Raw genomic sequence first — 24,550 nt, forward strand, 5'->3', positions numbered from 1 at the left:
CATCGATGGGAATGCGTGCTAATGATGGGTTCGCTTGTTGACCCTCAAGCGGTTCGTTTCCATAGGTGAATTTGATCGGGGAAGCTGTTAAAAGCCGGTAAACGCGTAGGGCGGACAAGCACGTTCCCAAGGGAACGGGCCTCCGCTTGTTTGCGTTGCGTTGACGCATGCACGCGGAGGCGCGCTTCGCGCTTGTCCGCCCTACGGATCTCGATTAAGGGTGCTTGTATCCGAATGCCGCTTCGAACTTCTCTGCGATTTCCTGCGCAGTGAACGAGTGGTTCTGCCCGCCCTGGTGGGCGATCTTGATCGCGCCCAGCAGGCTGGCCAGGCGGCCAGTGGTCGGCCAGTCCCAGCCGTTGGTGATGCCGTGCAGCAGGCCGGCGCGGAAGGCGTCGCCGCAGCCGGTCGGATCGACCACCGCCGCAGCCGGCACGCACGGAATCTCGAAGCGCTCGCCCTTGGCATAAATTTCCGACCCTTTTTCGCCGCGCGTGACGATCAGCGCGTCGAGGCGTTCCGCGATCTGCGGCAAGGTCAGGCCGGTGCGGTCCATCAGCATCTCGAATTCGTAGTCGTTGGCGGCGACATAGCTCGCTTCGTTGATGAACTGGATCAGCTCTTCGCCGCTGAACATCGGCAGCTGCTGTCCCGGATCGAACATGAACGGTACGTTCAGGCGCGCGCAGTCATGCGCGTGTTTGAGCATGCCGTCGCGGCCGTCCGGTGCAATGATCGCCACGCGCACCGCACCGGCGTCGGCCACGTTGTTCTCATGCGAGAACTGCATCGCGCCCGGATGGAAGGCGTTGATCTGGTTGTTGTCGAGGTCCGCCGTGACGAAGCACTGCGCCGTGTAGGCGTGGCCGATGGTGCGGATGGCGCGCGTTTCGATGCCAAGCTTGCCGAGGCGGTCGAGGTATTCGCCGCCGTCCTGGCCGATGGTGGCCATGATCAGCGGGTCGCCGCCCAGCATTTTAAGATTGTAGGCGACGTTGGCCGAGCAGCCGCCGAATTCGGTGCGCAGGGTCGGGACCAGGAACGATACATTGACCTTGTGGAGCTGGTCGGCCAGCAGCGTTTCGCCGAAACGGCCGTGGTATTGCATGATTTTGTCGAACGCGAGCGAGCCGCAGATCAGCGAGGTCTTGGTCATGGATGAAGCCTTATGGGTAGAAAACGGCAATGCGATAGCCAGATGCTTTGACCTGGCTGAGTTCAAAATAGAGCCGCACCGGCTGCTCGCTGCGTGCGGCAAAGCCTTTGGCGGGCGCGACATCCTTGGGCAGGTACTCGGCTGGCGCGAACACGCGGCGCAGCACGGTCTTGTTGTCGGCGTCGGTCAGGGCCAGCTCGATACTTGGCCAGGCCTGCGTCAGCCGGCCCTGGTTGTGCAGCGAAGTCGTCATCAGGTAAGTGTCGCCGGAGACGGTCTCCAGCTCGCCCGTTTCGATCGCCAGCGCGTCGATCTGGGCTGGCAGTTCGACCCGGCAGCCGAAGACCGCGCAGGTGGCGGTCAGTACTGGCTTCAGCGGCGGGAACTGGGCCGCGAGCGTATTGCGGAAGGTCGTCATCGCCTGGATCAGCAGCGCGAGTACCAGGATGGCCGAGCCGATGGCCATCACGATGCGTCGCGTGCGGCTGGCTTTTTCCAGCAGTCGGCCGCGGCGAACAAATTCGGGCTCGTCGTGTTCCGGTTCGACCGGAACCGCGACTGGCGCAGGGCGCGGCGCTGGCGGGCGCAGTTTGCGGCCAGTCTTGCGCGGGGCAGGGCGGGGAAGCGCAGGCGCTTCGGCTTCGAATGCATCGTGCGGCGCTGCAGGCGAAGATTCGCGCATCAGCAGAACGGCCGGGTCAGGACCTGTGGCGTCGTCCGGTAAAGCGGTTGCGACGAGTTCTTCGTCCGGCACGAGTTCAGCATGCTCCTCTTCCGCAACCATGTGGGCAGGGCGCAAACGAATCTCAGCTTCAGGATGAGGTTCAGGAAGCGCTTCCGGCTCCGGCTCAGGTTCAGGTTCAGGTTCAGGCTCAGGCTCAGGCTCAGGCTCAGGCTCAGGCGCCGGCTCAGGTTCTGGTTCTGGTTCTGGCTCAGGTTCAGGCTCAGGCTCAGGCTCAGGCTCAGGCTCAGGCTCAGGCTCAGGCTCAGGTGCCGGCTCAGGTTCTGGTTCTGGCTCAGGCTCTGGTTCCGGCTCAGGCTCCGGCTCAGGTTCTGGTTCCGGCTCAGGTTCTGGCTCAGGTTCTGGTTCTGGCTCAGGTTCCTGCTGTGGTGCGGGTTCGGTTTCAGCTTGTTGCGGCACAAGGGAGGCCGGGTCGATCGCGGTATCGAAATCGAGGGTGTAGAACTGCTCGACGCTTTCGGCCGGTGACGGCTCGGCTTCTGGAGCCGCTGCGGCTTCGACCGGAGCCTGCTCGTCGGCAGTTACTTCTTGTGTGGGAGGTGCTACAGGTTCGACGGCAGCCGGCGCCGGTTCTGGCGCAGGTGCGTCCAGGTTGACCAGCATGGCATTACCGTCGAATACTTCTTTGCAGGAGCCGCAACGAACAATACCCCCACGCAGCTTGAGCTGGTCCGCAGCGACACGGAAGGTCGTGTGGCAGTGGGGGCAGCGGGTGGCGAGCGCCATGCCGTTACTCGCCAGTTGAACGTGCCGGCGGTACGGTGTCGCTTCCCATCCGGCCGTGCAGGGCGACCCAGCCGTCCTGTTCGGCCCAGACGCCCAGCTTGATGAAGGGTGCGTAGGCTTCGGCTACTTCTTCAGCCTGGCGCGCGAGCACGCCGGACAAAATCAAGGCGCCGCCAGGCGCAACGCGGCCGGCCAGCATCGGCGCCATCAGTTTCAATGGGCTCGACAGGATGTTCGCCACGACGGTGTCGAAACGGCCGGTGGCATGTTCAGGCCTGGCAGTGGCCAGCTGGTCCGGGAGGTAGTAGGCGATGTCGCAGTTGTTACGCTCTGCGTTGTCCTTGGCCGACTCGATCGCCTGCGGATCGATGTCGACGCCGGCCACATCGCCCGCGCCCATCTTTTTGGCGACCATCGCCAGGATGCCCGAACCGCAGCCGTAATCGAGCACGGTCTTGCCGGGCGCAGGGTGCGCTTCCAGCCATTCCATGCACAGGCGGGTGGTCGGGTGGCTGCCGGTGCCGAACGCGAGGCCCGGGTCCAGTTCGAGGATCAGGCCGTCCGGGTCCGGCGCTTCGTGCCAGCTCGGTACAACCCAGATGTTCTTGCCGATATGGATAGGCGCGAACTGCGACTGCGTCAGGCGCACCCAGTCCTCGTCCGCCACCGAACGGGTGGTGAACGCCGGTACCTTGGCGAGTTTGATGGCAGCCGCGGCTTCCGCGACGATCGCTGCCTGGTCGGCGTCGACGTCGGTCAGCGCGACCACGCGGCTGTGGTCCCAAGCCGCTTCGGTTGGCTCCATGCCCGGTTCGCCGAACATCGGCTTTTCCTGGTCGGTGCCTTCGTCAGCGTCTTCCACCGAGACCGACAACGCGCCCGCTTCCATCAGGGCGTCGGACAACGCCTCGGCGTGTTCGCGTGCGATCTCGATGACGACTTCAGTCCAGCTCATGCTTCTGCCTTGACTTCCGATTTGGTGGCGATGCTGCCCGCCTTCGGCAGGTCCGGCTTGTTGGCCAGCTTCTGCTCCAGGTAGTGGATGTTGGTGCCGCCTTCAATAAAGCGGGCATCGACCATCAGTTCGCGGTGCAGCGGGATATTCGTGAGGATACCCTCAACCACCATTTCCGACAGCGCGATCTGCATGCGGCGGATCGCCTGGTCGCGCGTCGCGCCGTAGGCGATGACCTTGCCGATCATCGAGTCGTAGTGCGGCGGCACGTAGTAGCCGGCGTACGAGTGCGAGTCGACACGGATGCCAGGGCCGCCCGGCGGATGCCATGCGTTGATGCGGCCAGGGGACGGCGTGAACTTGAACGGGTCTTCCGCGTTGATGCGGCACTCGATCGCGTGGCCCGACAACATGATGTCGCGCTGCTTGAAGCGCAGCTTTTCGCCGGCGGCGATGCGGATCTGTTCCTGGACGATGTCGATGCCGGTGATCATTTCGGTCACCGGATGCTCAACCTGGACGCGGGTGTTCATTTCAATGAAGTAGAACTCGCCGTTTTCGTACAGGAATTCGAAGGTGCCGGCGCCGCGGTAGCCGATCTTGCGGCAGGCTTCGGCGCAGCGGTCGCCGATCTTTTCGATCAGCTTGCGCGGGATGCCCGGCGCTGGCGCTTCTTCAATCACCTTCTGGTGGCGGCGCTGCATCGAGCAGTCGCGTTCGCCCAGCCAGACGGCCTGTTTGTGTTCGTCGGCGAGGATCTGGATCTCGATGTGGCGAGGATTCTCCAAGTACTTCTCCATATAGACTTCTGGATTGCCGAAGGCGGTGCCCGCTTCGGTCTTGGTCATCGCTACCGCGTTCAGCAGGGCCGCTTCGGTGTGCACGACGCGCATGCCGCGTCCGCCGCCGCCGCCGGCTGCCTTGATGATGACCGGATAGCCGACCTTGCGCGCGGTCTGGATGATTTCCTTCGGATCATCCGACAGGGCGCCTTCCGAACCAGGTACGCAAGGCACGCCGGCGCGGATCATGGCCTGCTTGGCCGATACCTTGTCGCCCATCATGCGGATCGAGTCGGAACGCGGGCCGATGAAGACAAAGCCCGATTTCTCGACGCGCTCGGCGAAGTCGGCGTTCTCGGACAGGAAGCCGTAACCGGGATGGATCGCTTCCGCGTCGGTCACTTCGGCCGCGCTGATAATCGCCGGCATGTTCAGGTAGCTCAAGGTCGATTGGGCAGGGCCGATGCAAACCGATTCATCGGCCAACTTCACGTATTTTGCGTCTTTGTCAGCTTCGGAGTGGACGACTACCGTCTTGATGCCCATCTCGCGGCAGGCGCGCTGGATGCGTAGCGCGATTTCACCACGATTGGCGATAAGGATTTTTTCAAACATAGGTTCGGTGTTTCTGTGAGTGCCGGCCTAGGCCGGGAACAACATGGGAACGCCAGGATGGCTGCGGCAGCGGGTGCCGCGCGCGCTTTCCTTAGCCGATCACAAACAATGGCTGGCCGAATTCGACTGGCTGGCCATTTTCGACCAGGATCTTGGTCACGGTGCCGGAAACGTCGGCATCGATTTCGTTCAGGAGCTTCATCGCTTCGATGATGCAGAGGGTTTCGCCTTCCTTGATGGTCGAACCGACTTCGACGAACGCAGCCGCGCCTGGGGCGGACGAACGGTAGAAGGTGCCAACCATTGGCGACTTGACGACGTGGCCGGTTTCGACGGCGGCGACCGGCGCTGCTGCTGCGGCTTCCACCGGCGCGCTGGACGGCATCGGGGCCGAGTATTGCTGATGCATCTGCTGCGGCTGCATCATGACCATCTGGTTCTGTGGGTTTGCGGACGACTTGACGATGCGAACCTTGCTCTCGCCCTCGGTCACTTCGAGTTCGGCGATGTCCGACTCGGCTACGAGGTCGATCAATGTCTTGAGTTTTCGTAAATCCATGTGAAACCCCTTGGAATTATTGTGTAATTAAGAGTTATGCGGTGCCGCCTGATCGGGCAGCCCGCGCAAATGCGTGAAGATAACGAAGATTAACGCTTTTTAAGGGCGAAGTCGATGGCAAGGCGATATCCATCCGTGCCCAGCCCACAGATTGTTCCCTGTGCTATTGCTGACAAGAAAGAGTGATGGCGAAACTCTTCGCGTTGGTAAATATTGGAAATATGCACCTCAACAAAGGGAATCGCCACGCCTGCCAACGCGTCGCGCAAGGCGACGCTGGTATGCGTCAAACCGCCCGGATTAATGACGATCATCTCCACGCCGTCCGTTTTTGCGGCGTGAATACGGTCGATCAGCGCACCTTCGTGATTACTTTGGTAGCAAGAAAGCGTCGCTCCCGCCGCGCCAGCCTGGGCTGTCGCGGCGCTTTCGATGTCGGCCAGGGTGGCGGCGCCGTACACCTCAGGCTCTCGGGTTCCCAGCAAATTCAGGTTGGGACCATTGAGCAGAAGAAGCTTTTTTGCCATGTTTTGAAGGTCGTTTTCCGCGAAAGTCAGGCATTTTGCCGCCAACGATGGTCATTGGCAAGGGGAAAAATTGCCAGATCGAAATCGTACGGTCGTGCGTTTAAGAGCCAAGCGCGGCGAGGTCTGCCTTCAGTTCGTCGAATTTCAGGCGGCCGAGATAGGTCTTGCGGACCTGTCCGTCAGGCCCGATCAATACAGTGTACGGCAAGCCGCCGCTGGCGTTGCCAAATTCACGCGCGAGTTCGGTTCCGCGCAAGCCGGACACGTACAGCGGATAGGAAATTTTGAATTTCTCGGCAAATTGGGCCACGTTCGCGGCCGAATCGATGCCAATGCCGATGATGTTGATGTTCTTCTTGGCGCTGTCCTTGGCCAGCTGGTCCAGCTCGGGCATTTCTTCCACGCAGGGCGCGCACCAGGGCGCCCAGAAATTCACCACCAGCGCCTTGCCTTTCCATTGCGCCAGCTCCTGGCGCTGTCCCTTGGCGTCGTCCATCGATTCGGCAAACAGCGCGGTGACCGGGGTGTGCGGCCGGCCGTCGGTTGGCGCGATCTTGGTGGTAACAGGGTCGGGTTGCTTTTTTTGAACGCCGACATAGGCGCCCATGGCGGCAAAGGTGGCGGCGATGATGCCGTACACGAGCAGGTTCTTCTTATTGATCATTTATGGTTCATTCAAATCGGGTGAAGCTTCAATCAGCGCGCGCACCGCCTCGATGTCGGCGCGCTGCAGGCGGCCGTCCGCGCGGGGCTTGAGTGCACCGCGCAGGTCGTTCAGGTCATACACTTCTGCGTGCACGCCTTCACGCCGCCACATGAAACTGATGGTCTCGACCGGATCGTAGCGGGCGCCTTTGAAGTGCGGGGTTTCAGAGATATCTATATTGACGTCGCGGTTCAGCAAAAAAATTTCGACGTCCTTGGGGCTCTCGACAAACAATTGTAAATGAATATCGTCGTGTTCCCCGGCAGTGCCGTTCAGCACCGGGCCGGTCAGGTAGGGCGAAAACTCGGACAGCGCTTCCATGACCCCCAGCGCCGCCTTGCGGAGCTCGAGCAGGCGGGCCGGCTGGGTGGCGGACTGGAACAGGGCGATGTACTGGCGTACTTCCTCCTCGACCTGGAGGTTGTCGGGCATCAGGTTGGCCGCGGGCCGCTCGTCGCCCAGCACCTGGGTGGCGGCCTTGCGCTTGGCCGTGGCGTAGTCGGCGCCGTCCTGCGCGATCATGCGCGCAGCGACGGCAGCAATTTGCGAGCGCAACTGCTGGAGATCGTCGTTCTGGTTAGGCATCATGACGAGATCATACTCTTGAACGGAAAATGCCACCTTGTCGGGTAAAATCGCGTATTCCGACTTTTGCCAGCACAACACAACCATGCATATTCACATCCTCGGTATTTGCGGCACCTTCATGGGCGGCCTTGCAGTTTTGGCAAAAGAGGCGGGCCACAAAGTGACCGGCTGCGACGCCAACGTGTATCCGCCGATGAGCACCCAGCTCGAAGCCCAGGGTATCGAACTGATCACCGGCTTCGGCCCCGAGCAGACTGAGCTGAACCCGGACCTGTACGTGATCGGCAATGTGGTCTCGCGCGGCAATCCGCTGATCGAAGAGATTTTGAACAAAAGCCTGCCATATGTATCTGGCCCGCAGTGGATTGGTGAACATATCCTGCGCGACAAATGGGTATTGGCCGTGGCTGGCACGCATGGCAAGACAACCACCTCGGCGATGCTGGCCTGGATCCTGGAAGACGCGGGCTACTCGCCGGGCTTCCTGATCGGCGGCGTACCGATGAACTTCGGCATCTCGGCGCGCCTGCAGGGAAGCACGCCGTCGGACTTCTTCGTCATCGAGGCGGACGAATACGACACCGCCTTCTTCGACAAGCGCAGCAAGTTCGTCCACTACCACGCAAAAACCGCGGTACTGAATAACCTCGAATACGATCACGCCGACATCTTCCCGGACATTGGCGCCATCGAAACCCAGTTCCATCACCTGGTGCGCACCGTGCCCGGCGTGGGCCGCCTGGTCGTCAACGGCGACGAAGCGTCGATCGCACGCGTGATGAAGCGCGGTTGCTGGAGCGACAAGGAGTCGTTCGGCGTGTCCGAAGGCGTCAACTGGACCCTGGTCGAGCATCCGTCGGACGGTTTCGATGTACTGTTCAATGGCGACGTGGTCGGCACTGTCCACTGGGGCCTGACTGGTAAGCACAACCGCTCCAACGCGCTGGCCGCGATTGCCGCTGCGCGCAATGTCGGGGTGCCGCCGGCGCAGGCAGCCGAATCGCTGTCGCGCTTCGAAAGCGTCAAGCGCCGCATGGAAGTGCGCGGCGTGGTCAACAACATCACGGTGTACGACGACTTCGCGCACCACCCAACCGCGATCGCGACCACCGTCGGCGGCCTGCGCCAGAAACTGGGCGCCACCGGCCGCATTTTGGCGGTGCTGGAGCCGCGCTCGAACACGATGAAGCTGGGCGCGATGAAGGATGCGCTGCCGGGCAGCCTGAAGGACGCCGACCTGGTGTTCGGCTTCGGCAGCCAGCAGGCGCTGGGCTGGAGCCTGGCCGACGCGCTGAAACCGCTCGGCGGCATCGCGCACAGCTTCGACCAGCTCGACTTCCTGCTCAAGGCCATCGTCGACGCGGCCCAGCCGGGCGACCACATCCTCGTGATGAGCAACGGCGGCTTCGGCGGCATCCACCAGAAACTGCTGGAAGCGCTGGCATGATCGCCAACGCGCACGTTTTGTATTTGCATGGCTTCCGCTCGTCGCCGCGCTCCTTCAAGGCGCGGGTGGTGGGCGAACGGATGAAGGCCCTCGGCCGCGCCAACGAACTGATTTGCCCGCAGCTGCCGGCCTCGCCAAAAGAAGCGATGGCGCTGGTGCTGACCCTGGTCGAACGCTATCCGGCCGAGCAGCTGGCCGTCATCGGCTCATCGCTGGGCGGTTTCTATGCGACCTGGCTGGCCGAACGCCTTGGCTGCCGCGCCGCGCTGCTGAATCCTTCCGTCGATCCGCTCAAGAACCTGGAAAAGCATGTCGGCGTGACCACCGAATACCACTCGGACAAGCCGTTCGAGTTCAAGCGCGAATACATCGATGAACTGCGCGCGCTGAAGGTTGAACGCATCACCCAACCGGAACGCTACTTCCTGCTTGCGGCCACCGGCGACGAGGTGCTCGATTACCGCGACATGGTGGCGCGCTACGACGGCGCGAAGCAGCATGTCATTGAAGGCAGCGACCACGCGATTTCGGAGTTCCCGCAGTATGTGGACGAAGTGCTCGATTTCTGCCTGGCGGAAGCCGCCCGGTGAGGAGCGGTTCGCTGCGCCGGGCCACGTGGCACCGGCACATCAACGGCGTGGCCGCGCCGTGCGCCGTGCGCGACTGGCTGCTGACCGAGGGCTCGCTGACGGCGCGGCTGGTCGCGCACAGCGCAGCGTTCCGCGTGCAGCGCCTGCACCAGAGCTCAGGCCTGTGCCTGGCCGACGAAGCGCAGGCGATTGGCATGAAGCAGCCGGGCCGGGTGTGGGAGCGTGAAGTGCTGCTGCGCTGCGACGGCGTGCCGGTGGTGTTCGCCCACACGGTGGTTCCGGCCGCATGCACGGCCGCCGACTGGCCGCAGTTTTCGGCCCTTGGCGAGCGCTCGCTTGGCAGCACCCTGTTTTACGACCCGCTGGTAACACGCGGCGAACTTGAATTTGCGCGGATACGCGCCGGCCATCCCCTGCTTGAGCGCGCGCGCGCCGTGCTCGAAGGGATGGACGACCCTGTTTACTATGCGCGCCGCTGCCTGTACCGCCGCCGCAACGGAACGCTGCTGGTGACCGAGGTGTTCCTTCCCCCGGTAACCCGGCTGGCGCCAAACAAGACACTATAAATAAAAGGCATCATGAATTTATTCTTCGAAGAGTCCGGCGATTTCAAGGCTGGCACCGTGCTGTCCCATGCGGGCGAGGCCTACCAGGTTGAACTGGCCAGCGGCAAGCGCACCAAGGTCAAGGCCAAGGACGTGCTGCTCCAGTTCGAAAAGCCCGACCCGTCAGAGCTGCTGGAGCAGGCCAAGGTGGTGGCACAGGACGCCGACCTCGAGTTTTTGTGGGAAGTCGCCGGCCAGGAGGAATTCGGCTTCGCCGAGCTGGGCGCCGAATACTTCGGCCACGCGCCGCTGCCAGTCGAAGCTGCGGGACTGATCCTGGCGCTGCACGGTTCGCCGATCTACTTCTACAAAAAAGGCCGCGGGCGCTACAAGGCCGCGCCGGAGCAAGCGCTGCGCGCCGCGCAGGCTGGCATTGAAAAGAAAAAGCAGCAACTGGTGATCCAGGCTGCCTATGTCGACGAACTCAAGGCCGGCAAGCTGCCGCAGGCGATGGCCCCGATGGTCAACCAGCTGTTGTTCAAGCCGGACAAGAACACCATCGAATACAAGGCGCTGGAAGCGGCCGCCGATGAACTGCACACGACGGCGCAGCGCCTGATGCTGCAGGTGGGCGGCATCGCGTCGCCCAAAGACCTGCACATGGCGCGCTTTTTGTTCGAGAACTTCCCGCGCGGCGCCGGCTTCCCGAGCGTGCCGGTGCCGTCCGCGCCGGCCAGCCTGCCGGTGGCCGACGTGGCCGCGTTCTCGATCGATGACGTCACCACGACCGAAATCGACGACGCCTTCTCGGTACGTACGCTGGACGACGGCTCGGTGGTGGTCGGTATCCACATCGCCGCGCCTGGCCTTGGCGTCAAGCCGGACGACGCGATCGACAAGATGGCGCGTTCGCGCATGTCGACCGTGTATATGCCGGGCGATAAGATCACCATGCTGCCCGACGATATCGTCAACGCCTTCACGCTCGCCGAGGGCAAGAACTGCCCGGCGGTGTCGTTGTACGCCACGCTGAACCCTGCCGACTGGACGGTGCTGTCGACCGTGACGCGCGCAGAGCTGGTGCCGATCAAGAGCAACCTGCGCCACAACGACCTCGATGACCTGGTCAACGAGGAGACGCTGGCCAGCGGCGAAGGCGAGTATCCGCACAAGGCCGAACTGGCGCTGCTGTGGAAATGGGCGCTGCAGCTTGAAGAAGGGCGCATGAAGAAGCGCGAAGGCTTTGGCCTGAAGCCGGAGCAGAACAACCGGGTCGACTTCAACTTCTATGTCGAGGACGACGTGGTGTCGGTAGTGCGGCGCAAGCGCGGCGCGCCGCTCGACAAGATTGTGGCCGAGCTGATGATCTTCGCGAACAGCACCTGGGGCAAGCTGCTGCACGACAGCGGCGTGCCGGGCATCTACCGCTCGCAAGGCGGCGGCGCCGGCGCGGGCTGGGCGGCCAAGATGCAGGTGCGGATGGTGACGCACGCGGCCCCGCACCAGGGCCTCGGTGTCGACCAGTATGCATGGAGCACCTCGCCGCTGCGCCGCTACACCGACCTGGTCAACCAGTGGCAGATCCTGGCCTGCGCCGAGCATGGCGTGACCGCGCCGCTGGTGGCGCCGTTCAAGCCGCGCGATGCGAACCTGTTTGCGATCGTGTCGGCGTTCGATGCGGCGTATGCGGCCTACAACGACCACCAGCAGAACATGGAACGCTACTGGTGCCTGCGCTGGCTGGGGCAGGAGGCCGCAAAACAGGTCGATGCGGTAGTGCTGAAGGATGAAGTGCTGCGCCTGGTCGATATCCCGCTGATCATTCGTTTGCCGGGCATGCCGCAGGTGGCGCGCGGCGCGCAGGTCAAGCTCGATATCATCCGCTGGGACGAGGTAGACCTGTCGATCGAGGCGCGCTTGCTCGAAGTGGCGGCAGTGGCGCCGGCGGAAGTCGACCTCGATTTTGAAGAGGATGAAGGTCCGGATACGGGCGAAGCCGCGGTGGAGGAAGTGGTTGAGGCGGAAGGCGTGGTAGCCGTCGTTACCACGGACCCGGAGCCCGAAGCCCAATAACCGTCGTCGTTCCCGCGCAAGCGGGAACCCACAGTGAACCTGTGTGGCCCGCGGCGTATGCTGGAAATCAGTTGCGCCCCGCCACCGCACACGGGTTAGAATTGCCCATTCTCAGTTTCAACAGCGAAGCACCGGGTGAAGTATTTTCAACAACATAGAACACTGACTATCGCGCTTGCGGTGTCGGTCGCGGTCCATGCAGCCCTGCTGGCAGTACGCTTCGTTGCGCCGGACGCGTTCCGCCTGGAGCCCACCGATCCCGGCCTCGAAGTCATCCTCGTCAACGCCAAGCACAATAAAGCGCCAACCAAGGCGCAGGCGCTCGCGCAGGCTAACCTCGACGGCGGCGGCAATGCTTCGGAAGGCCGCGCCAAGTCGCCGCTGCCCGACCTGCGCCGCATGGAAACCGGCGAAAGCGTCAAGGCCACCCAGCGCCGCATCGCCGAACTCGAACAGGCGCAGCAAAACCTGCTGACCCGCGCACGCAATTCGAACTTCAACGTCGCCCCGGTGACGGAGCGCGACAAGCCAGACCCGAACCGCACCGGCGCCGACATGATCGAAAGCAGCAAGGCGATCGCCCGCGCGGCCGCCGAGATCACCCAGCGCATCGAAGACGAAAACAAGCGCCCGCGCAAAACCTTCATCACGCCGTCGACGCGTGAAGTCGGCTACGCGATGTATTACAAGACCATGCAGCGCAGGGTCGAGGAAATCGGCACGCTGAACTTCCCCCAGGTGAACGGGCGCAAGCTGTACGGCGAGCTGGTGGTCTATATCCCGATTTTCCAGGACGGAAGCATCTACCAGAAAGACGGCGGCGCGCGTATCGAGAAAAGCTCGGGCAACGCGGACCTCGACAAGGCGGCGCTGGCCATCGTGCGCCGCGCGGCGCCTTTTGGGCGCTTCCCGCCCAATATGCTTTCGTCCGACAAGGACGACCTGTGGGTGATCATCACGCGCTTCAAGTTCACGCGTGAAGAACGGATGGAAGCCGACCTGCGCGGAGCCGCGCAATGACAGACCGCTACTGCGTCATCGGTAACCCCATTGCGCACAGCAAGTCGCCCGACATCCACGCCGCTTTCGCTGCGCAGATGGGCCAGAGCCTGACCTATGAGCGCTGCCTGGCGCCCCTGGACGGCTTTAACGACACGGTCCGCGCATTGATCGCCCAGGGCTACAAGGGCGCCAACGTCACGGTGCCGTTCAAGCTCGACGCCGCAGCCATCGCCACCAGCCTGACCGGACGCGCGCGCGCCGCCGGCGCCGTGAACACGCTCAGCTTCGTGGATGGCGGGATCGTCGGCGATAACACCGACGGCGCGGGACTGGTCAACGACATCACCCGCAATGCGCGCGTGGCGATCGGTGGCAAACGTGTGCTGCTGCTGGGCGCGGGCGGCGCTGCGCGCGGCGTCATCCTGCCATTGCTGGAGCAGGGCCCGGCCGAACTGGTGGTCGCCAACCGCACCCGCGCCACCGCCGATGCGCTGGTGGCGCAATTCGGCTCGCCGCTGCTGCGCGCCTGCGGCTTCGGCGACATCGCCGCGCCCTTCGATATCGTCATCAACGCCACCTCGGCCAGCCTGGCAGGCGACCTGCCACCGATACCGGCAGAAACTTTTTGCCCAGAAACACTTGCTTTGGATATGATGTACGGAAAGCAGCCCACCGTATTCATGCAGTTTGCCAGCAGCCACGGCGCCCATGTGCGCGACGGCCTCGGCATGCTGGTGGAGCAGGCTGCGGAAGCGTTCACGGTGTGGCGCGGGGTGCGCCCCGAGACGCCGGCAGTCCTTGAGCAGTTGCGTACATCCCTATAACCAGAACAACGTATGGCCAAAGCAAGAGGGGGCAAGGCGCGCGCCAAGGCGGGACGTCCCTGGATCAAATGGCTCATTTTCGGGCCGCTCATCATCGTCCTGCTGATCCAGCTGTACTTCTTCCTGATGATCTGCTGGTGGACCATGTTCAATCCATCGTCGACCAGCATGATGCGCACCCAGATGTCGGCGCTGCAAGAGACCAATCCAAAAGCCAAGCTGCGGCACCAGTGGGTGCCGTACGAGCGCATCTCGAACAACCTGAAACGCGCGGTGATCGCCTCGGAAGACGCCAACTTCAACGAACATGACGGCGTCGACTGGGCTGCGCTGCAGAAGGCCTACGAAAAGAACACGCGCCGCCACAAGGTGGTGGGCGGCGGATCGACCATCACGCAGCAACTGGCCAAGAACCTGTTCCTGTCCGGGTCGCGCAGCTACGTGCGCAAGGCGCAGGAGATGGTGATCGCGTTCATGCTCGAAACGGTGATGAGCAAGCAACGCATCCTCGAAATCTACCTGAATGTGGTGGAATTCGGACGCGGGGTGTTCGGCGCCGAAGCGGCGGCGCGCTACTACTTCAAGACCAGCGCAGCGGGCCTGGGCACCGCGCAGGCAGCCAAACTGGCGGTCATGCTGCCCAACCCGCGCTACTACGACCGCCACCGCGACACCCGCTATCTCGGGCGGCGCACCAACACGATTTTGATCCGCATGAACTCGGCGGACCTGCCATGAGCATTTATTGGTAAAAAAGCAGCTTCCTTGAGTCAAAATTTTCGTTTCGGGGTGGTAGGGGCAGGGGCTAACGGGTACACTTGCGCTGTTTGCGAAACGCGGCCGAGAAAAGCGCATGATCAACGTATTTGTCCTACAGAATGGCCGCCTCAACCAGGTACCCATCGAGACCCGCGAGGATCTCGAAAACGTCGCGCCCGTGTGGGTCGACCTGACCGACCCGACCGACGACGAGCGGGCCTGGGTCAAGGCCATCTACGGCGTGATTTTGCCGGGCGAGGACGAGGTCAAGGACATCGAAGCGTCGGCCCGCTACTACGAAGCGGAAAACGGCGACCTGCACCTGCGCACCGACTTTTTGCTGGAAGAAGACGACGGCCCGTCGCGCGTGGTCACGGTGGCGTTCATTTTGGCGCGCAAGATGCTGTTCTCGGTGCACACCGACGACCTGCCGGTATTCCGGCTGGTGCGCATGCGCGCCCGTTCGCGTCCCGGCTCGATCGCCGACTATATGGACGTCCTGCTCGACCTGTACGCCACCGACGCCGAATACTCGGCCGACGCGCTCGAGGGCATCTACCAGGACCTCGAAGAAGTCAGCCGCCGGGTACTGCAAAAGGAATTCACCGACCAGGACGCGGCCGACGCGCTGAACGCGATCGCGCGCGAGGAAGACTTGAACGGCCGGATCCGCCGCAACATGATGGACACGCGGCGCGCGGTCAGCTTCCTGATGCGCGGGCGGCTGCTCAACGCCGACCAGTTCGAAGAAGCGCGCCAGATCCTGCGCGACATTGAATCGCTGGACGGCCACACCTCATTCCTGTTCGACAAGATCAACTTCCTGATGGACGCCACGGTCGGCTTCATCAACATTAACCAGAACAAGATCATCAAGATCTTCTCGGTCGCCTCGGTTGCCTTCCTGCCGCCGACGCTGATCGCGAGTATCTACGGCATGAACTTCAAGCGTTGGTTCCCCGAGCTCGACTGGGCCTGGGGCTACCCGTGGGCGCTCGGCCTGATGCTGACCTCGGCAATTGCCCCATTCCTCTACTTCCGCCACCGCGGCTGGCTGAAATAATCCCAAAAAATCCGGCTCGCCGCCCCTCAGCATTTCCAAATTCGGGGTCAGACCCCAGTTTTGGAAATGTTTCGGAAACGTCGTGGTCTGACCCCGATTTAGCATTTCCAAATTCGGGGTCAGACCACAGTTTTGGAAATGTTTCGGAAACGTCGTGGTCTGACCCCGATTTAGGAATGTTTTACGAGGGAGAGAATCGACTGTAGCTGGTCGAAGTCGATCGGCTTGGTCAGGTGGTGGTCAAAGCCGGCTTCGAGCGCACGCTGTTTGTCGGTGGATTGGCCCCAGCCAGTGGCGGCGATCAGGGTGACCGCGGCGCCGGCGGCCGTGCCGCGCACCCTGCGCGCCAGGTCGTAGCCGTTCATGTCTGGCAGGCCGATGTCGAGTAGCGCTACTTGCGGCGCAAAGGCCGCCAGCTGCGCCAGCCCTTCCGTCGCGGTGTAGACCGCCTTCGCTTCGCAGCCAAGCAGTTCGAGCGCCATCGCCAGGGTGTCGGCCGCGTCGGCGTTGTCGTCGACGACCAGAACCCGCAAGGGGGCGATGCTGCCGGCCTTCCCGGCGCCATCGCCTGCCGTGACGGCAGATGAACTTAGCGGCAGGCGCACCACGAACTCCGATCCCAGTCCTACCCCTTGACTCATCGCGCGGATGTCGCCGCCGTGCAGCGTGACGATGCCTTTGACCAGCGCCAAGCCAATACCGAGGCCGCCCTGCGAGCGGTCGAGCGCAGGTTCAAGCTGCGAGAACATGTCGAAGATCGCGGCGAGCGAGCGCTCGGGAATGCCGATGCCGTTGTCGCGCACCGAGATGGCCGCGTCGCCGTCCCGACGCGCCGCTTCCAGCCAGATCTGCCCGCCGCGCGGCGTGTATTTTGCGGCGTTGGTGAGCAGGTTGACCACCACCTGCGTGAGCCGGGTGGCGTCGCCTTCGATCACCAAGGCTTCCGCCGGCAGGTTCACGGACAGGGTGTGGCCGGATGCGTCGATCAGCGGGACGACGTCGGCCGCGGCGGCGCGCGCCACCGTGGCCAGGTCGAGCGGCGCGAGGCGCAGTTCCATCCGCCCCTGCGTGATGCGCGAGATTTCCATCAGGTCGTCGACCAGGTGGGTCATGTGGTTGAGCTGGCGCTCGAATACCGGCAGCACCGGTTCGAGCGATGGGTGGCCGGAGGCCTTGAGCTTCATCACCTCAAGGGCGCTGTGCATGGGGGCGAGCGGGTTGCGCAGTTCGTGCGAGAGCGTGGCGATGAATTCGTCCTTGCGCCGGTCCGCCAGCGACAGTTGTTCATTCAGCGCGTGCAGCTTGGCTTCGGCCCCGTGGCGCGCTTCGAGCGCCGCTTCGGCCGTCTTGCGCGCCGCCAGCAGTTCGCGTTCATAGGAGCGGCGGTCTTCGCCGACCAGCAGCGCAAATTCGTCGAAGGTGTCGGCGCCGTGGCGGCGCCGCACGATATTGATCATCAGGGGGACGCGCGTCTTGTCGCGGCGCCGCATTTCGACCTGCACTTCAGCGACGGATCCCTGCAGCTGCAGGATCGGGTTGATGTGGGTCTGGTGGAACAGCCGTCCGCCGACGGTGAGCAGGTCCTGGACACGCACGCGGCCAACCAGGTCGCCTGCTTCGTAACCCAGCCAGCGGCAGATGGTGGCATTGGCGCGCCGGATCAGTCCATCCGTGTCGGCCAGCAGCAGGCCGCACGCCGCGTGCTCGTAGAGCGCGTCATCCGGCGCACATGCCGCTGTCATTACCGCTCCAGTACCTGCGCCAGGAAGCCTTTGATGGCGACGCTGCTTGCGTCCGGCGCGCTGAGGTGCGGGCAGTGTCCGACGTTGTCGATGATGACCAGCTTGCTGTCGGGGAGGCGCTGGTGCAGGAAGTCGCCGACCGCGCGCGGCGCGATCATGTCGTCGCTACACTGGAGGATCAGCGCCGGCGTCGGCGACCTGGCCACGTCGTCGCGGTGGTCCGAGAGGAAGGTGACGCGGGCGAAATGCTTGGCGATCTCGGGATCGTTGCGGCAGAAGCTGGCGGTCAGCTCGGCTCCGAGTTCCGGCCGGTCGGGCACGCCCATGATCGCCGGCCCGATATTGCTGGACCAGCCGAGGTAGTTGGCGTCCATCGTGTCGAGCAGTTCGTCGATGTCTTCGCGGCTAAAGCCGCCGACGTAGTCGCCTTCGTTGATGTAGCACGGCGATGGCCCGACCATGATCTGCGCCGCAAAGCGGTCCGGCGCCGCGGCGGTGGCCAGCACGCCGATCATGGCGCTGACCGAATGGCCGACAAAAATCACCGGGCCGTCCGCGAATTCGTCGACGATCTCAAGGACGTCGTCGGCGTAACCCTGCAATGAGCTGTATTTGGCGCGGTCGTACGCGCTGCGGTCGGAAGCGCCGCTGCCGACCAGGTCGAAGGTGATCACCTTGAAGCGCTCGGCAAAAGCCGGGGCGATCAGGCGCCACATGGACTGGTCGCAGCCGAAACCGTGGGCGAACAGCAGCGACACCGGACCGCTGCCGTAGCACTGGACGTTGTTCCTGGACTTGACCGACATGGGCTTCCTTAAACGGGCTTGAAATCCGGGCGATCGCACGGATGGGCCGCGCGATTATACGCCCGCCTTGGCGGGCGCCTGTGTACAGTTGAACAACCGTGCTGGCTGGTCAGGCAAGTTTCGCAAAGACCCGGCGGGCCGCAGCGATCGTTTCTTCGATCACGCCGTCGTCGTGCATGGCCGAGACGAAGCCGGCTTCGAACGCCGCTGGCGCGAAGTACACGCCTTCGTCGAGCATGGCGTGGAAGAAGGCGTTGAACCTGGTCTTATCGCCGGCCATCATCTCGGCGTAGCTGGTAGGGACGTCTTCGCTGAAGTAGATGCCGAACATGCCGCCGACCGAGTCGGCGCAGAAGGTGACGCCGGCTTCCTTTGCCGCCGCCGCCAGGCCCGCGGCCAGCTTGGCCGTCTGGTCAGCCAGGCGGGTGTAGAAGCCAGGCTGCTGGATCAACTTCAGGGTGGTCATGCCGGCGGCGACGGCCACCGGGTTGCCTGACAGGGTGCCGGCCTGGTACACCGCGCCGATCGGCGCCATGTTCTGCATCAGGTCAGCGCGGCCGCCGAAGGCCGCCACCGGCAAGCCGCCGCCGATGACTTTGCCCAGCGCCGTCAGGTCGGGCTGGATGTCGTACAGTTCCTGCGCGCCGCCCAGGCCTACGCGGAAGCCGCACATGACTTCGTCGAAAATCAGGATCGCGCCGTGGCGCGTGCACAGCGTGCGCAGCGCCTGCAGGAATTCCGGCGTGGCTTTCACCAGGTTCATGTTGCCGGCCACCGGCTCGACGATCACGCAGGCGATGGTGTCGCCCATCGAGTCGAACGCGTCTTCGATCTGCGCCACGTTGTTGTAGTCGAGGACCAGGGTGTGCTTGACGAAGTCTTCCGGCACGCCGGCCGAGGTCGGGTTGCCGAAGGTGAGTAGGCCGCTGCCCGCCTTGACCAGCAGCGAGTCGGCGTGGCCGTGGTAGCAGCCTTCGAACTTGATGATCTTGTCACGGCCGGTGGCGCCGCGCGCCAGGCGCAGCGCGCTCATGGTCGCTTCGGTGCCCGACGACACCAGGCGCACCTGCTCGATCGACGGCACCAGGCGGCAGATTTCTTCGGCCATCTCGACTTCGCCTTCGGTCGGCGCGCCGAACGACAGGCCGCGCGCGGCCGCTTCCTGCACCGCTTTTACGACTTCAGGGTGGGCGTGGCCGACGATGGCCGGGCCCCAGGAGCCGATGTAGTCGATATAGCGCTTGCCGTCGGCGTCCCAGAAGTACGGGCCTTCTGCGCGCGTGATGAAGCGCGGGGTGCCGCCGACCGAGCGGAAGGCGCGCACCGGCGAGTTGACGCCGCCGGGCGTGGTTTTTTGTGCGCGTGCAAACAGCGTGTCGTTCCTGGAAGTGTCAGTCATGGCTTAGTCGATCGGTGTTGAGGTTGGGTTCAGGGCCGCCGCTTGCGCGGCGTTGAAGAATTTATTCGGTACCAGCTTGCCCATGCCGAAGCGCTGGGCATGCGCGAGTGCGCCGGCGGTGAATCCAAGGGCGGCGGGCGCCGCGTGCACAGGGTCGGCGCCGGACGCCAGCAGCGCGGCCAGGGCGCCGGAGATGGTGGAGCCGGCGCCGATGAACGGGCCAGGCAGGTGCGGCGTGCTGTAGCTGGCGATCTCGCCGTCCTCGCCGTACAGGGTGTCGGCCAGGGTGCCGCCGGCCGAGCCGGTGCCGGTGACCAGCACATAGCCGCAGCCGGTGCCTGTCAGTTCGGCCACATCTTCAGCCAGGGTGGCGGGGCCTTCGCGCCAGGTTTCGGCCATGCGCGCCAGTTCGACCTGCGACACCAGGAGCATTGCCGCCTGCGGTACCAGGATCTGGCGCACCGCGGTGAGCATGTCGTCGTCCAGCAGGCCGGAGTCGGGAAGGCTGGACAGGAAGGGGTCGAGCACCATCGGGATGTCGGGGTAGTCGGAGACGATTTCGGCCACCGCCGCCACCTGTTCGACGCTGGCCAGCGCGCCGACCTTGAAGGCGGCGACCGGCATGTCTTCCAGCAGGACCCGGGCCTGGTCGATCACCCAGTCGGCGTCGATTTCATGCATGTCGTCGACCCGCGCGGTGTCGGCGATCAGGAGGGCGGTAGTGACAGAAAGGCCATGGCAGCCGTGCGCGGAAAAGCTCGCGAGGTCGGACTGGATGCCCGTGGCGCCTGACGGATCGGACACGCCGAAGCAAAGTATGAGTGGATACGATTGGTTTTGCACGGCCAGTAGATTAAGATACCTGATTCGGCATTTTACTAGATAGAAGGATCAACAACGTGAGTAGCAAAGAATCAAGCGGCGCATTCCAGACCTGGATGTGCCTGATCTGCGGCTGGGTCTACGACGAAGCCGCCGGCGCACCCGACGAGGGCATCGCCCCCGGCACCCGCTGGGCCGACGTGCCGATGAACTGGACCTGTCCTGAATGCGGCGCCCGCAAGGACGACTTTGAAATGACCGAAATCTGACCGGTCGCGCCTGGCGCGGCGGCGCGCTTTCAATAAGTTGATTCTACGCAACAGATATCCGCACAAGGGGCGAACCCTATGCTATCGTGCTGAATCTGCCGAGTGAACTTTATATGACGACACCGCCGCAACCGACAGCCTTGAAAATCATGGTGATCGACGATAGCAGTACGATTCGCCGGTCCGCCGAGATCTTCCTTACCCAGGCCGGGTACCAGGTGGTATTGGCGGAAGACGGCTTCGACGCCCTCGCCAAGATCAACGACCACCACCCGGCCCTGGTGTTTTGCGACATCCTGATGCCGCGCCTCGACGGCTACCAGACCTGCGCGCTGATCAAAAAGAGCGCGCGCTTCCACGCCACCCCTGTCGTGATGCTGTCTTCGAAGGACGGCCTGTTCGACCGCGCCCGTGGCGCGATGGTCGGATCGAGCGCCTACCTTACCAAACCATTTAGCAAAGACAGCCTGCTGTCCGCGGTGCGCGAGCATTCCGCCGGCGCCGTGCCGCAGGCTTGACCCAATACGAAAGCTGGAGCGCCCTTTGGCCATTCAAAAAATCCTCATCGTCGATGATTCCCCGACCGAACGCTACTACCTGACCGACATCCTGGTCCGCAACGGCTTCACCGTCAGCACCGCCGACAACGGCGAGGAGGCGCTGGCAAAGATCAAGGCCGACAAGCCGGAGCTGATCTTGATGGACGTCGTCATGCCGGGCGCGAACGGCTTCCAGGTCACCCGCGCCATCGCGCGCGACCCCGAGCTGGCCGATGTGCCGGTCATCATCTGCAGCAGCAAGAACCAGGAGACCGACCGTATCTGGGGCATGCGCCAGGGCGCCAAGGACTACCTGGTCAAGCCGGTCGACCCAGAGCAGCTGCTGGCGCGTATCGCCAGCCTCGGCGCGTGAAACGATGAGCGGCGACACACTGCCGGTCGAGGCCAGGTTCGGCGGGGCGCGTCCCGACGCCGCCGGCCGCCGTGCGCGCCTGCGCCAGTACCAGCAGCAGCTGCTGGAGCGCATGCAGGCCGCCCGTCTCAGCGGCGGCGCCCGCCTGCAGCAGCTGGGCGTGATGATCGGGACCGAACGCTTCCTGGTCGACCTGACCCAGACCGGTGAAATCGTGCCGCTGGCGCCGATTTGCACGGTGCCGCTGACCCAGCCCTGGTACCTCGGGCTGGCAAACATTCGCGGCAACCTGGTTGGCATCATCGATTACGCGCGCTACCTCGACGCCGGCGAAACCGCGGTGGCGCCGGACAGCCGCATGCTGACGTTCGCGCACAGCCTGGGCTTCAACTGCGCCATTTTGGTCAACCGGGTGTATGGCCTGCGCCAGGCATCCGACATGCAGGTGGCGGGCGAGCGCCTGGTCGACGCCGACAACAACGAGTGGCTGGTACTGGACCTGGCTGAACTGGTGCAGGACCCGCGCTTCCTGCACGTGGCTGCAGCAACCTGAATTTAAGTCGTTAACAAGAACTGACAAGGCCGCATCGATAGCGGCCGCACACTAGGGATGGGGGCGGTAATGGGATTTGCGTGGAAGGGGCTTGGCCCTGAAGAGAAGCAGGACGGCGCCGTTGCGGTAGCGGGGCCGGACACCGAGTTCGGCGGCGAGGCCGCAGCACCTGCGCCGGCCCCGGAGCCGCAGCCAGGCGCGCCGGACGACGCCAGCCCGCTCAGTATCGGCGGGGCGATCCGCCGCAAGCGCGGCGCCGCTCCCGCCGATGAAGCCATCGATAACCCGTTGCCGTTCATCGGCCACCTGTCGCTGCCGCGCCAGCTGCGTATCCTGCTGATGGTGTTTGGCGCCGGCATCCTGGTGACGATTCTCGCGCTGTGGCGCAACGCCGCCAGTAACGAGGTGGCGTCGGCCCAGACCCAGATCGCGTCGGACGCGCTGATGCACTCGCAGCGAATCGGTAAAGCGGCGCCGAATGCGGTCCAGGGTAACGTGGACGCCTTCAAGCAGCTTGAGGAAAGCCGCGCGCTGCTCACGCGCGACCTGAACCTGCTGTCGCGCGGCGGCAGCTTTGCCGGCAATACCATTCCCGCCGCGCCCGGCAGCAAGAACAAGGCGCTGGCGGCGGTGCGCACCAAGTGGGTAAGCTCGGATAACGCGGCCGGCACCATCCTCAAGATGAAGCCGGAGCTGACCAGCTTCGACATGACGTTCAAGCAGCTCGATGTGCTGTCGCCGGAACTGCTGGCGCTGTCCGACGAACTGCTGAACCAGAAGGTGCAGGGCGGCGGCAGCGCGCGCGAACTGGCGGCAATCGGCCGCATGATGATGCTGACCCAGCGCATGGCGCGCAGCTCGGGCGAGTTCCTGACGTCGGGCGGCATCCGCTCCGACACCGCCTTCCAGCTCGGGCGCGACACCACCACCTTCCGCCTGATCGTCGACGGCTTCCTCGACGGCAGCGCGCAGCTTCAGCTGGCGCCAATCCGCGACCCCGGCATGCGCGAGAAGGTCATCCAGATCAAATCGAAATTCGACACCTACCAGGGCCTGGTGGCGTCGGTGCTGGAAGACCTGCCGAAGTTTGCGGCGGCGAAGGCGGCCGAACAGTCGATCTTCTACGAGAACGAAGAGGTGCGCAAGCTGCTGACCGACCTGCAATCGAGCTTCCGTAGCGACCAGGATTCGGCCAATGCCTGGCTGTTCCTGCTGCTGTTGTCGGCGGTCTTCACGCTGGCCACCGCCGGCGCGATCAGCCGCGTGATGCTGCAGGATTCGCGCAACCGTACCCGCGGCGCCGACCGCCGCCGCGAAGAAGCCGAGGCGATGCGCCTGATGGCGCAGGCCAAGGAAGAGGAAGCGAAAGCGACCAATGAACAGAACCAGGCCGCGATTTTGCGCCTGATGAACGAGCTGCAGGAAGTGGCGGACGGCGACTTGACAGTCCACGCGACGGTGTCGGAAGACATTACCGGCGCGATCGCCGACTCGGTTAACTACACCGTCGAAGAACTGCGCGGGCTGGTCGAGCGCGTGACCGCCACCGCCGAACAGGTGACCACGGCGTCGGGCAACGCGCAGGAGATCTCCACCGAACTGCTGAGCGCGACCGAGCAGCAGTCGCGCGAGATCCAGGACGCATCCAACACGGTCCTGAAGATGGCAAGCGAGATTAACGACGTATCGCGTTCGGCGAACGAATCGGCCGAGGTGGCGCGCCAGTCGGTGGCGGCCGCCCAGCAGGGCTCGACCGCGGTGGAAAACGCCATCAAGGGCATGATCGACATCCGCGAGCAGATCCAGGAAACCTCCAAGCGCATCAAGCGGCTGGGCGAATCGTCGCAGGAGATTGGCGAGATCACCGAGCTGATTTCTGACATTACCGAACAGACCAACGTGCTGGCGCTGAACGCGGCGATCCAGGCCGCCTCCGCGGGCGAAGCGGGACGCGGCTTCTCGGTGGTTGCGGAAGAGGTGCAGCGGCTGGCGGAACGCTCGGGCGACGCGGCCAAGCAGATCGGCGCGCTGGTGCGCACCATCCAGACCGACACCCACGACGCGGTGGCGGCAATGGAGAAGTCGACCCAGGGCGTGGTCGAAGGGGCAAGGCTGTCGGATGCTGCGGGCGCCGCGCTGTCGGACATTTCGCGCGTGTCGAACCGCCTCGCGGAGCTGATCCAGGGGATCTCGTTTGCGACCGAACTGCAGGCCACGTCGGCGAACGGGGTTGCGCACAACATGCAGCACATCCTGTCGGTGACCGAACATACCCAGGACGGCACCCAGCAGACGGCGGAGTCGATTCGCCAGCTGAGCGCGCTGGCGCAGGAGCTCAAGAACTCGGTAACGCGATTCCGCATCGCGGCCTGACCCGCACACTGAAAG

The 24,550-nt window shown here is 63.9% G+C and carries 26 protein-coding genes and 1 pseudogene; 13 read left to right on the forward strand and 14 right to left on the reverse strand.

Annotated features, from left to right (window positions below; translation table 11 throughout):
• Positions 1-214: 214 nt before the first annotated feature.
• The 10 genes and pseudogenes from LMJ30_RS20555 to LMJ30_RS20600 form a co-directional block, all read right to left on the reverse strand.
• Positions 215-1,156 (reverse strand): carbohydrate kinase family protein, encoded by a 942-nt coding sequence (locus LMJ30_RS20555; RefSeq protein WP_229434428.1) that lies wholly within the window; start codon positions 1,154-1,156, stop codon positions 215-217.
• A gap of 10 nt (positions 1,157-1,166) precedes the next feature.
• Positions 1,167-1,838, reverse strand: a complete 672-nt coding sequence (locus LMJ30_RS20560) for a DUF3426 domain-containing protein (protein WP_229434522.1) — start codon at positions 1,836-1,838, stop codon at positions 1,167-1,169.
• Complete coding sequence (locus tag LMJ30_RS20565; RefSeq protein WP_229434532.1) at positions 1,838-2,299, reverse strand: hypothetical protein; 462 nt, start codon at positions 2,297-2,299, stop codon at positions 1,838-1,840. Before LMJ30_RS20565 ends, LMJ30_RS20560 begins: the two co-directional genes overlap by 1 nt.
• Before the next feature lie 259 nt (positions 2,300-2,558).
• Positions 2,559-2,624, reverse strand: a pseudogene (locus LMJ30_RS21910) (zinc-ribbon domain-containing protein); the annotation flags it as partial.
• Between the two features lie 4 nt (positions 2,625-2,628).
• Entirely contained in the window at positions 2,629-3,579 is a 951-nt protein-coding gene (gene prmA / locus LMJ30_RS20575) for a 50S ribosomal protein L11 methyltransferase (RefSeq protein WP_229434429.1), read from the reverse strand.
• The gene (accC, locus tag LMJ30_RS20580) at positions 3,576-4,976 is read right to left on the reverse strand and encodes an acetyl-CoA carboxylase biotin carboxylase subunit (RefSeq protein ID WP_229434430.1); all 1,401 of its coding nucleotides are present in this window, start codon (positions 4,974-4,976) and stop codon (positions 3,576-3,578) included. The genes prmA and accC overlap by 4 nt, the downstream gene beginning before the upstream one ends.
• A gap of 91 nt (positions 4,977-5,067) precedes the next feature.
• The gene (accB, locus tag LMJ30_RS20585; protein WP_229434431.1) at positions 5,068-5,535 is read right to left on the reverse strand and encodes an acetyl-CoA carboxylase biotin carboxyl carrier protein; all 468 of its coding nucleotides are present in this window, start codon (positions 5,533-5,535) and stop codon (positions 5,068-5,070) included.
• An 89-nt stretch (positions 5,536-5,624) separates the two neighbouring features.
• Complete coding sequence (gene aroQ / locus LMJ30_RS20590; RefSeq protein WP_229434432.1) at positions 5,625-6,062, reverse strand: type II 3-dehydroquinate dehydratase; 438 nt, start codon at positions 6,060-6,062, stop codon at positions 5,625-5,627.
• A gap of 100 nt (positions 6,063-6,162) precedes the next feature.
• Positions 6,163-6,723, reverse strand: coding sequence for a redoxin family protein (locus tag LMJ30_RS20595; protein WP_229434523.1), 561 nt, complete (start codon positions 6,721-6,723; stop codon positions 6,163-6,165).
• Between the two features lie 3 nt (positions 6,724-6,726).
• Positions 6,727-7,356 (reverse strand): hypothetical protein, encoded by a 630-nt coding sequence (locus tag LMJ30_RS20600; protein WP_229434433.1) that lies wholly within the window; start codon positions 7,354-7,356, stop codon positions 6,727-6,729.
• 82 nt (positions 7,357-7,438) lie between these two features.
• Between LMJ30_RS20600 and mpl the strand changes: the two genes are divergently transcribed.
• The 8 genes from mpl (at position 7,439) to corA (ending at position 15,659) form a co-directional block, all read left to right on the forward strand.
• Positions 7,439-8,803, forward strand: coding sequence for a UDP-N-acetylmuramate:L-alanyl-gamma-D-glutamyl-meso-diaminopimelate ligase (mpl, locus tag LMJ30_RS20605; RefSeq protein WP_267869738.1), 1,365 nt, complete (start codon positions 7,439-7,441; stop codon positions 8,801-8,803).
• Positions 8,800-9,393, forward strand: coding sequence for a YqiA/YcfP family alpha/beta fold hydrolase (locus LMJ30_RS20610; protein WP_229434434.1), 594 nt, complete (start codon positions 8,800-8,802; stop codon positions 9,391-9,393). The genes mpl and LMJ30_RS20610 overlap by 4 nt, the downstream gene beginning before the upstream one ends.
• On the forward strand, positions 9,390-9,959 hold the full coding sequence (locus LMJ30_RS20615) for a chorismate--pyruvate lyase family protein (RefSeq protein ID WP_229434435.1): 570 nt from the start codon (positions 9,390-9,392) through the stop codon (positions 9,957-9,959). Before LMJ30_RS20610 ends, LMJ30_RS20615 begins: the two co-directional genes overlap by 4 nt.
• Before the next feature lie 12 nt (positions 9,960-9,971).
• Positions 9,972-12,011, forward strand: a complete 2,040-nt coding sequence (locus LMJ30_RS20620) for a ribonuclease catalytic domain-containing protein (protein WP_229434436.1) — start codon at positions 9,972-9,974, stop codon at positions 12,009-12,011.
• Between the two features lie 180 nt (positions 12,012-12,191).
• Entirely contained in the window at positions 12,192-13,031 is an 840-nt protein-coding gene (locus LMJ30_RS20625; RefSeq protein WP_371873061.1) for an energy transducer TonB, read from the forward strand.
• Positions 13,028-13,837, forward strand: coding sequence for a shikimate dehydrogenase (aroE, locus tag LMJ30_RS20630; protein ID WP_229434438.1), 810 nt, complete (start codon positions 13,028-13,030; stop codon positions 13,835-13,837). The genes LMJ30_RS20625 and aroE overlap by 4 nt, the downstream gene beginning before the upstream one ends.
• Before the next feature lie 12 nt (positions 13,838-13,849).
• A complete protein-coding gene (gene mtgA, locus LMJ30_RS20635) occupies positions 13,850-14,575 on the forward strand; it encodes a monofunctional biosynthetic peptidoglycan transglycosylase (protein WP_229434439.1) in 726 nt (241 codons plus the stop codon).
• 115 nt (positions 14,576-14,690) lie between these two features.
• Positions 14,691-15,659 carry a magnesium/cobalt transporter CorA gene (corA, locus tag LMJ30_RS20640; protein ID WP_223468234.1) on the forward strand — a complete coding sequence of 323 codons (969 nt, stop codon included), beginning with the start codon at positions 14,691-14,693 and terminating at the stop codon, positions 15,657-15,659.
• Between the two features lie 170 nt (positions 15,660-15,829).
• Here the strand turns inward: corA and LMJ30_RS20645 are convergent, their stop codons facing one another.
• The 4 genes from LMJ30_RS20645 to thiD all read right to left on the reverse strand — a co-directional run bounded on the left by LMJ30_RS20645 (position 15,830) and on the right by thiD (position 20,449).
• Positions 15,830-17,401 carry a hybrid sensor histidine kinase/response regulator gene (locus LMJ30_RS20645; RefSeq protein ID WP_229434440.1) on the reverse strand — a complete coding sequence of 524 codons (1,572 nt, stop codon included), beginning with the start codon at positions 17,399-17,401 and terminating at the stop codon, positions 15,830-15,832.
• Positions 17,401-18,207, reverse strand: coding sequence for an alpha/beta fold hydrolase (locus LMJ30_RS20650; RefSeq protein WP_229434441.1), 807 nt, complete (start codon positions 18,205-18,207; stop codon positions 17,401-17,403). The genes LMJ30_RS20645 and LMJ30_RS20650 overlap by 1 nt, the downstream gene beginning before the upstream one ends.
• Before the next feature lie 109 nt (positions 18,208-18,316).
• The gene (gene hemL / locus LMJ30_RS20655) at positions 18,317-19,606 is read right to left on the reverse strand and encodes a glutamate-1-semialdehyde 2,1-aminomutase (RefSeq protein ID WP_229434442.1); all 1,290 of its coding nucleotides are present in this window, start codon (positions 19,604-19,606) and stop codon (positions 18,317-18,319) included.
• Between the two features lie 3 nt (positions 19,607-19,609).
• Positions 19,610-20,449 (reverse strand): bifunctional hydroxymethylpyrimidine kinase/phosphomethylpyrimidine kinase, encoded by an 840-nt coding sequence (thiD, locus tag LMJ30_RS20660; RefSeq protein WP_371873062.1) that lies wholly within the window; start codon positions 20,447-20,449, stop codon positions 19,610-19,612.
• Between the two features lie 95 nt (positions 20,450-20,544).
• Between thiD and LMJ30_RS20665 the strand changes: the two genes are divergently transcribed.
• The 5 genes from LMJ30_RS20665 to LMJ30_RS20685 all read left to right on the forward strand — a co-directional run bounded on the left by LMJ30_RS20665 (position 20,545) and on the right by LMJ30_RS20685 (position 24,535).
• A complete protein-coding gene (locus LMJ30_RS20665) occupies positions 20,545-20,697 on the forward strand; it encodes a rubredoxin (protein WP_229434525.1) in 153 nt (50 codons plus the stop codon).
• A 113-nt stretch (positions 20,698-20,810) separates the two neighbouring features.
• The gene (locus LMJ30_RS20670; protein WP_229434444.1) at positions 20,811-21,215 is read left to right on the forward strand and encodes a response regulator; all 405 of its coding nucleotides are present in this window, start codon (positions 20,811-20,813) and stop codon (positions 21,213-21,215) included.
• A 25-nt stretch (positions 21,216-21,240) separates the two neighbouring features.
• Positions 21,241-21,609 carry a response regulator gene (locus LMJ30_RS20675; protein ID WP_267869739.1) on the forward strand — a complete coding sequence of 123 codons (369 nt, stop codon included), beginning with the start codon at positions 21,241-21,243 and terminating at the stop codon, positions 21,607-21,609.
• A gap of 4 nt (positions 21,610-21,613) precedes the next feature.
• Complete coding sequence (locus LMJ30_RS20680) at positions 21,614-22,162, forward strand: chemotaxis protein CheW (protein WP_229434445.1); 549 nt, start codon at positions 21,614-21,616, stop codon at positions 22,160-22,162.
• 69 nt (positions 22,163-22,231) lie between these two features.
• Positions 22,232-24,535 carry a methyl-accepting chemotaxis protein gene (locus LMJ30_RS20685; RefSeq protein ID WP_229434446.1) on the forward strand — a complete coding sequence of 768 codons (2,304 nt, stop codon included), beginning with the start codon at positions 22,232-22,234 and terminating at the stop codon, positions 24,533-24,535.
• Positions 24,536-24,550 lie beyond the last annotated feature (15 nt).

It is taken from the genome of Massilia agrisoli, from assembly GCF_020831365.1.
Lineage (GTDB): Bacteria > Pseudomonadota > Gammaproteobacteria > Burkholderiales > Burkholderiaceae_D > Telluria_A > Telluria_A agrisoli.

Bases quoted from the DNA above. Each gene is read 5' to 3' on its own strand.
- LMJ30_RS20555 (WP_229434428.1), bottom strand. From the start codon at position 1,156: ATGACCAAGACCTCGCTGATCTGCGGCTCGCTCGCGTTCGACAAAATC.
- LMJ30_RS20560 (WP_229434522.1), bottom strand. From the start codon at position 1,838: ATGCGCGAATCTTCGCCTGCAGCGCCGCACGATGCATTCGAAGCCGAA.
- prmA (WP_229434429.1), bottom strand. From the start codon at position 3,579: ATGAGCTGGACTGAAGTCGTCATCGAGATCGCACGCGAACACGCCGAG.
- accC (WP_229434430.1), bottom strand. From the start codon at position 4,976: ATGTTTGAAAAAATCCTTATCGCCAATCGTGGTGAAATCGCGCTACGC.
- accB (WP_229434431.1), bottom strand. From the start codon at position 5,535: ATGGATTTACGAAAACTCAAGACATTGATCGACCTCGTAGCCGAGTCG.
- aroQ (WP_229434432.1), bottom strand. From the start codon at position 6,062: ATGGCAAAAAAGCTTCTTCTGCTCAATGGTCCCAACCTGAATTTGCTG.
- LMJ30_RS20600 (WP_229434433.1), bottom strand. From the start codon at position 7,356: ATGATGCCTAACCAGAACGACGATCTCCAGCAGTTGCGCTCGCAAATT.
- mpl (WP_267869738.1), top strand. From the start codon at position 7,439: ATGCATATTCACATCCTCGGTATTTGCGGCACCTTCATGGGCGGCCTT.
- LMJ30_RS20610 (WP_229434434.1), top strand. From the start codon at position 8,800: ATGATCGCCAACGCGCACGTTTTGTATTTGCATGGCTTCCGCTCGTCG.
- LMJ30_RS20620 (WP_229434436.1), top strand. From the start codon at position 9,972: ATGAATTTATTCTTCGAAGAGTCCGGCGATTTCAAGGCTGGCACCGTG.
- aroE (WP_229434438.1), top strand. From the start codon at position 13,028: ATGACAGACCGCTACTGCGTCATCGGTAACCCCATTGCGCACAGCAAG.
- mtgA (WP_229434439.1), top strand. From the start codon at position 13,850: ATGGCCAAAGCAAGAGGGGGCAAGGCGCGCGCCAAGGCGGGACGTCCC.
- corA (WP_223468234.1), top strand. From the start codon at position 14,691: ATGATCAACGTATTTGTCCTACAGAATGGCCGCCTCAACCAGGTACCC.
- LMJ30_RS20645 (WP_229434440.1), bottom strand. From the start codon at position 17,401: ATGACAGCGGCATGTGCGCCGGATGACGCGCTCTACGAGCACGCGGCG.
- LMJ30_RS20650 (WP_229434441.1), bottom strand. From the start codon at position 18,207: ATGTCGGTCAAGTCCAGGAACAACGTCCAGTGCTACGGCAGCGGTCCG.
- hemL (WP_229434442.1), bottom strand. From the start codon at position 19,606: ATGACTGACACTTCCAGGAACGACACGCTGTTTGCACGCGCACAAAAA.
- LMJ30_RS20665 (WP_229434525.1), top strand. From the start codon at position 20,545: ATGTGCCTGATCTGCGGCTGGGTCTACGACGAAGCCGCCGGCGCACCC.
- LMJ30_RS20670 (WP_229434444.1), top strand. From the start codon at position 20,811: ATGACGACACCGCCGCAACCGACAGCCTTGAAAATCATGGTGATCGAC.
- LMJ30_RS20680 (WP_229434445.1), top strand. From the start codon at position 21,614: ATGAGCGGCGACACACTGCCGGTCGAGGCCAGGTTCGGCGGGGCGCGT.
- LMJ30_RS20685 (WP_229434446.1), top strand. From the start codon at position 22,232: ATGGGATTTGCGTGGAAGGGGCTTGGCCCTGAAGAGAAGCAGGACGGC.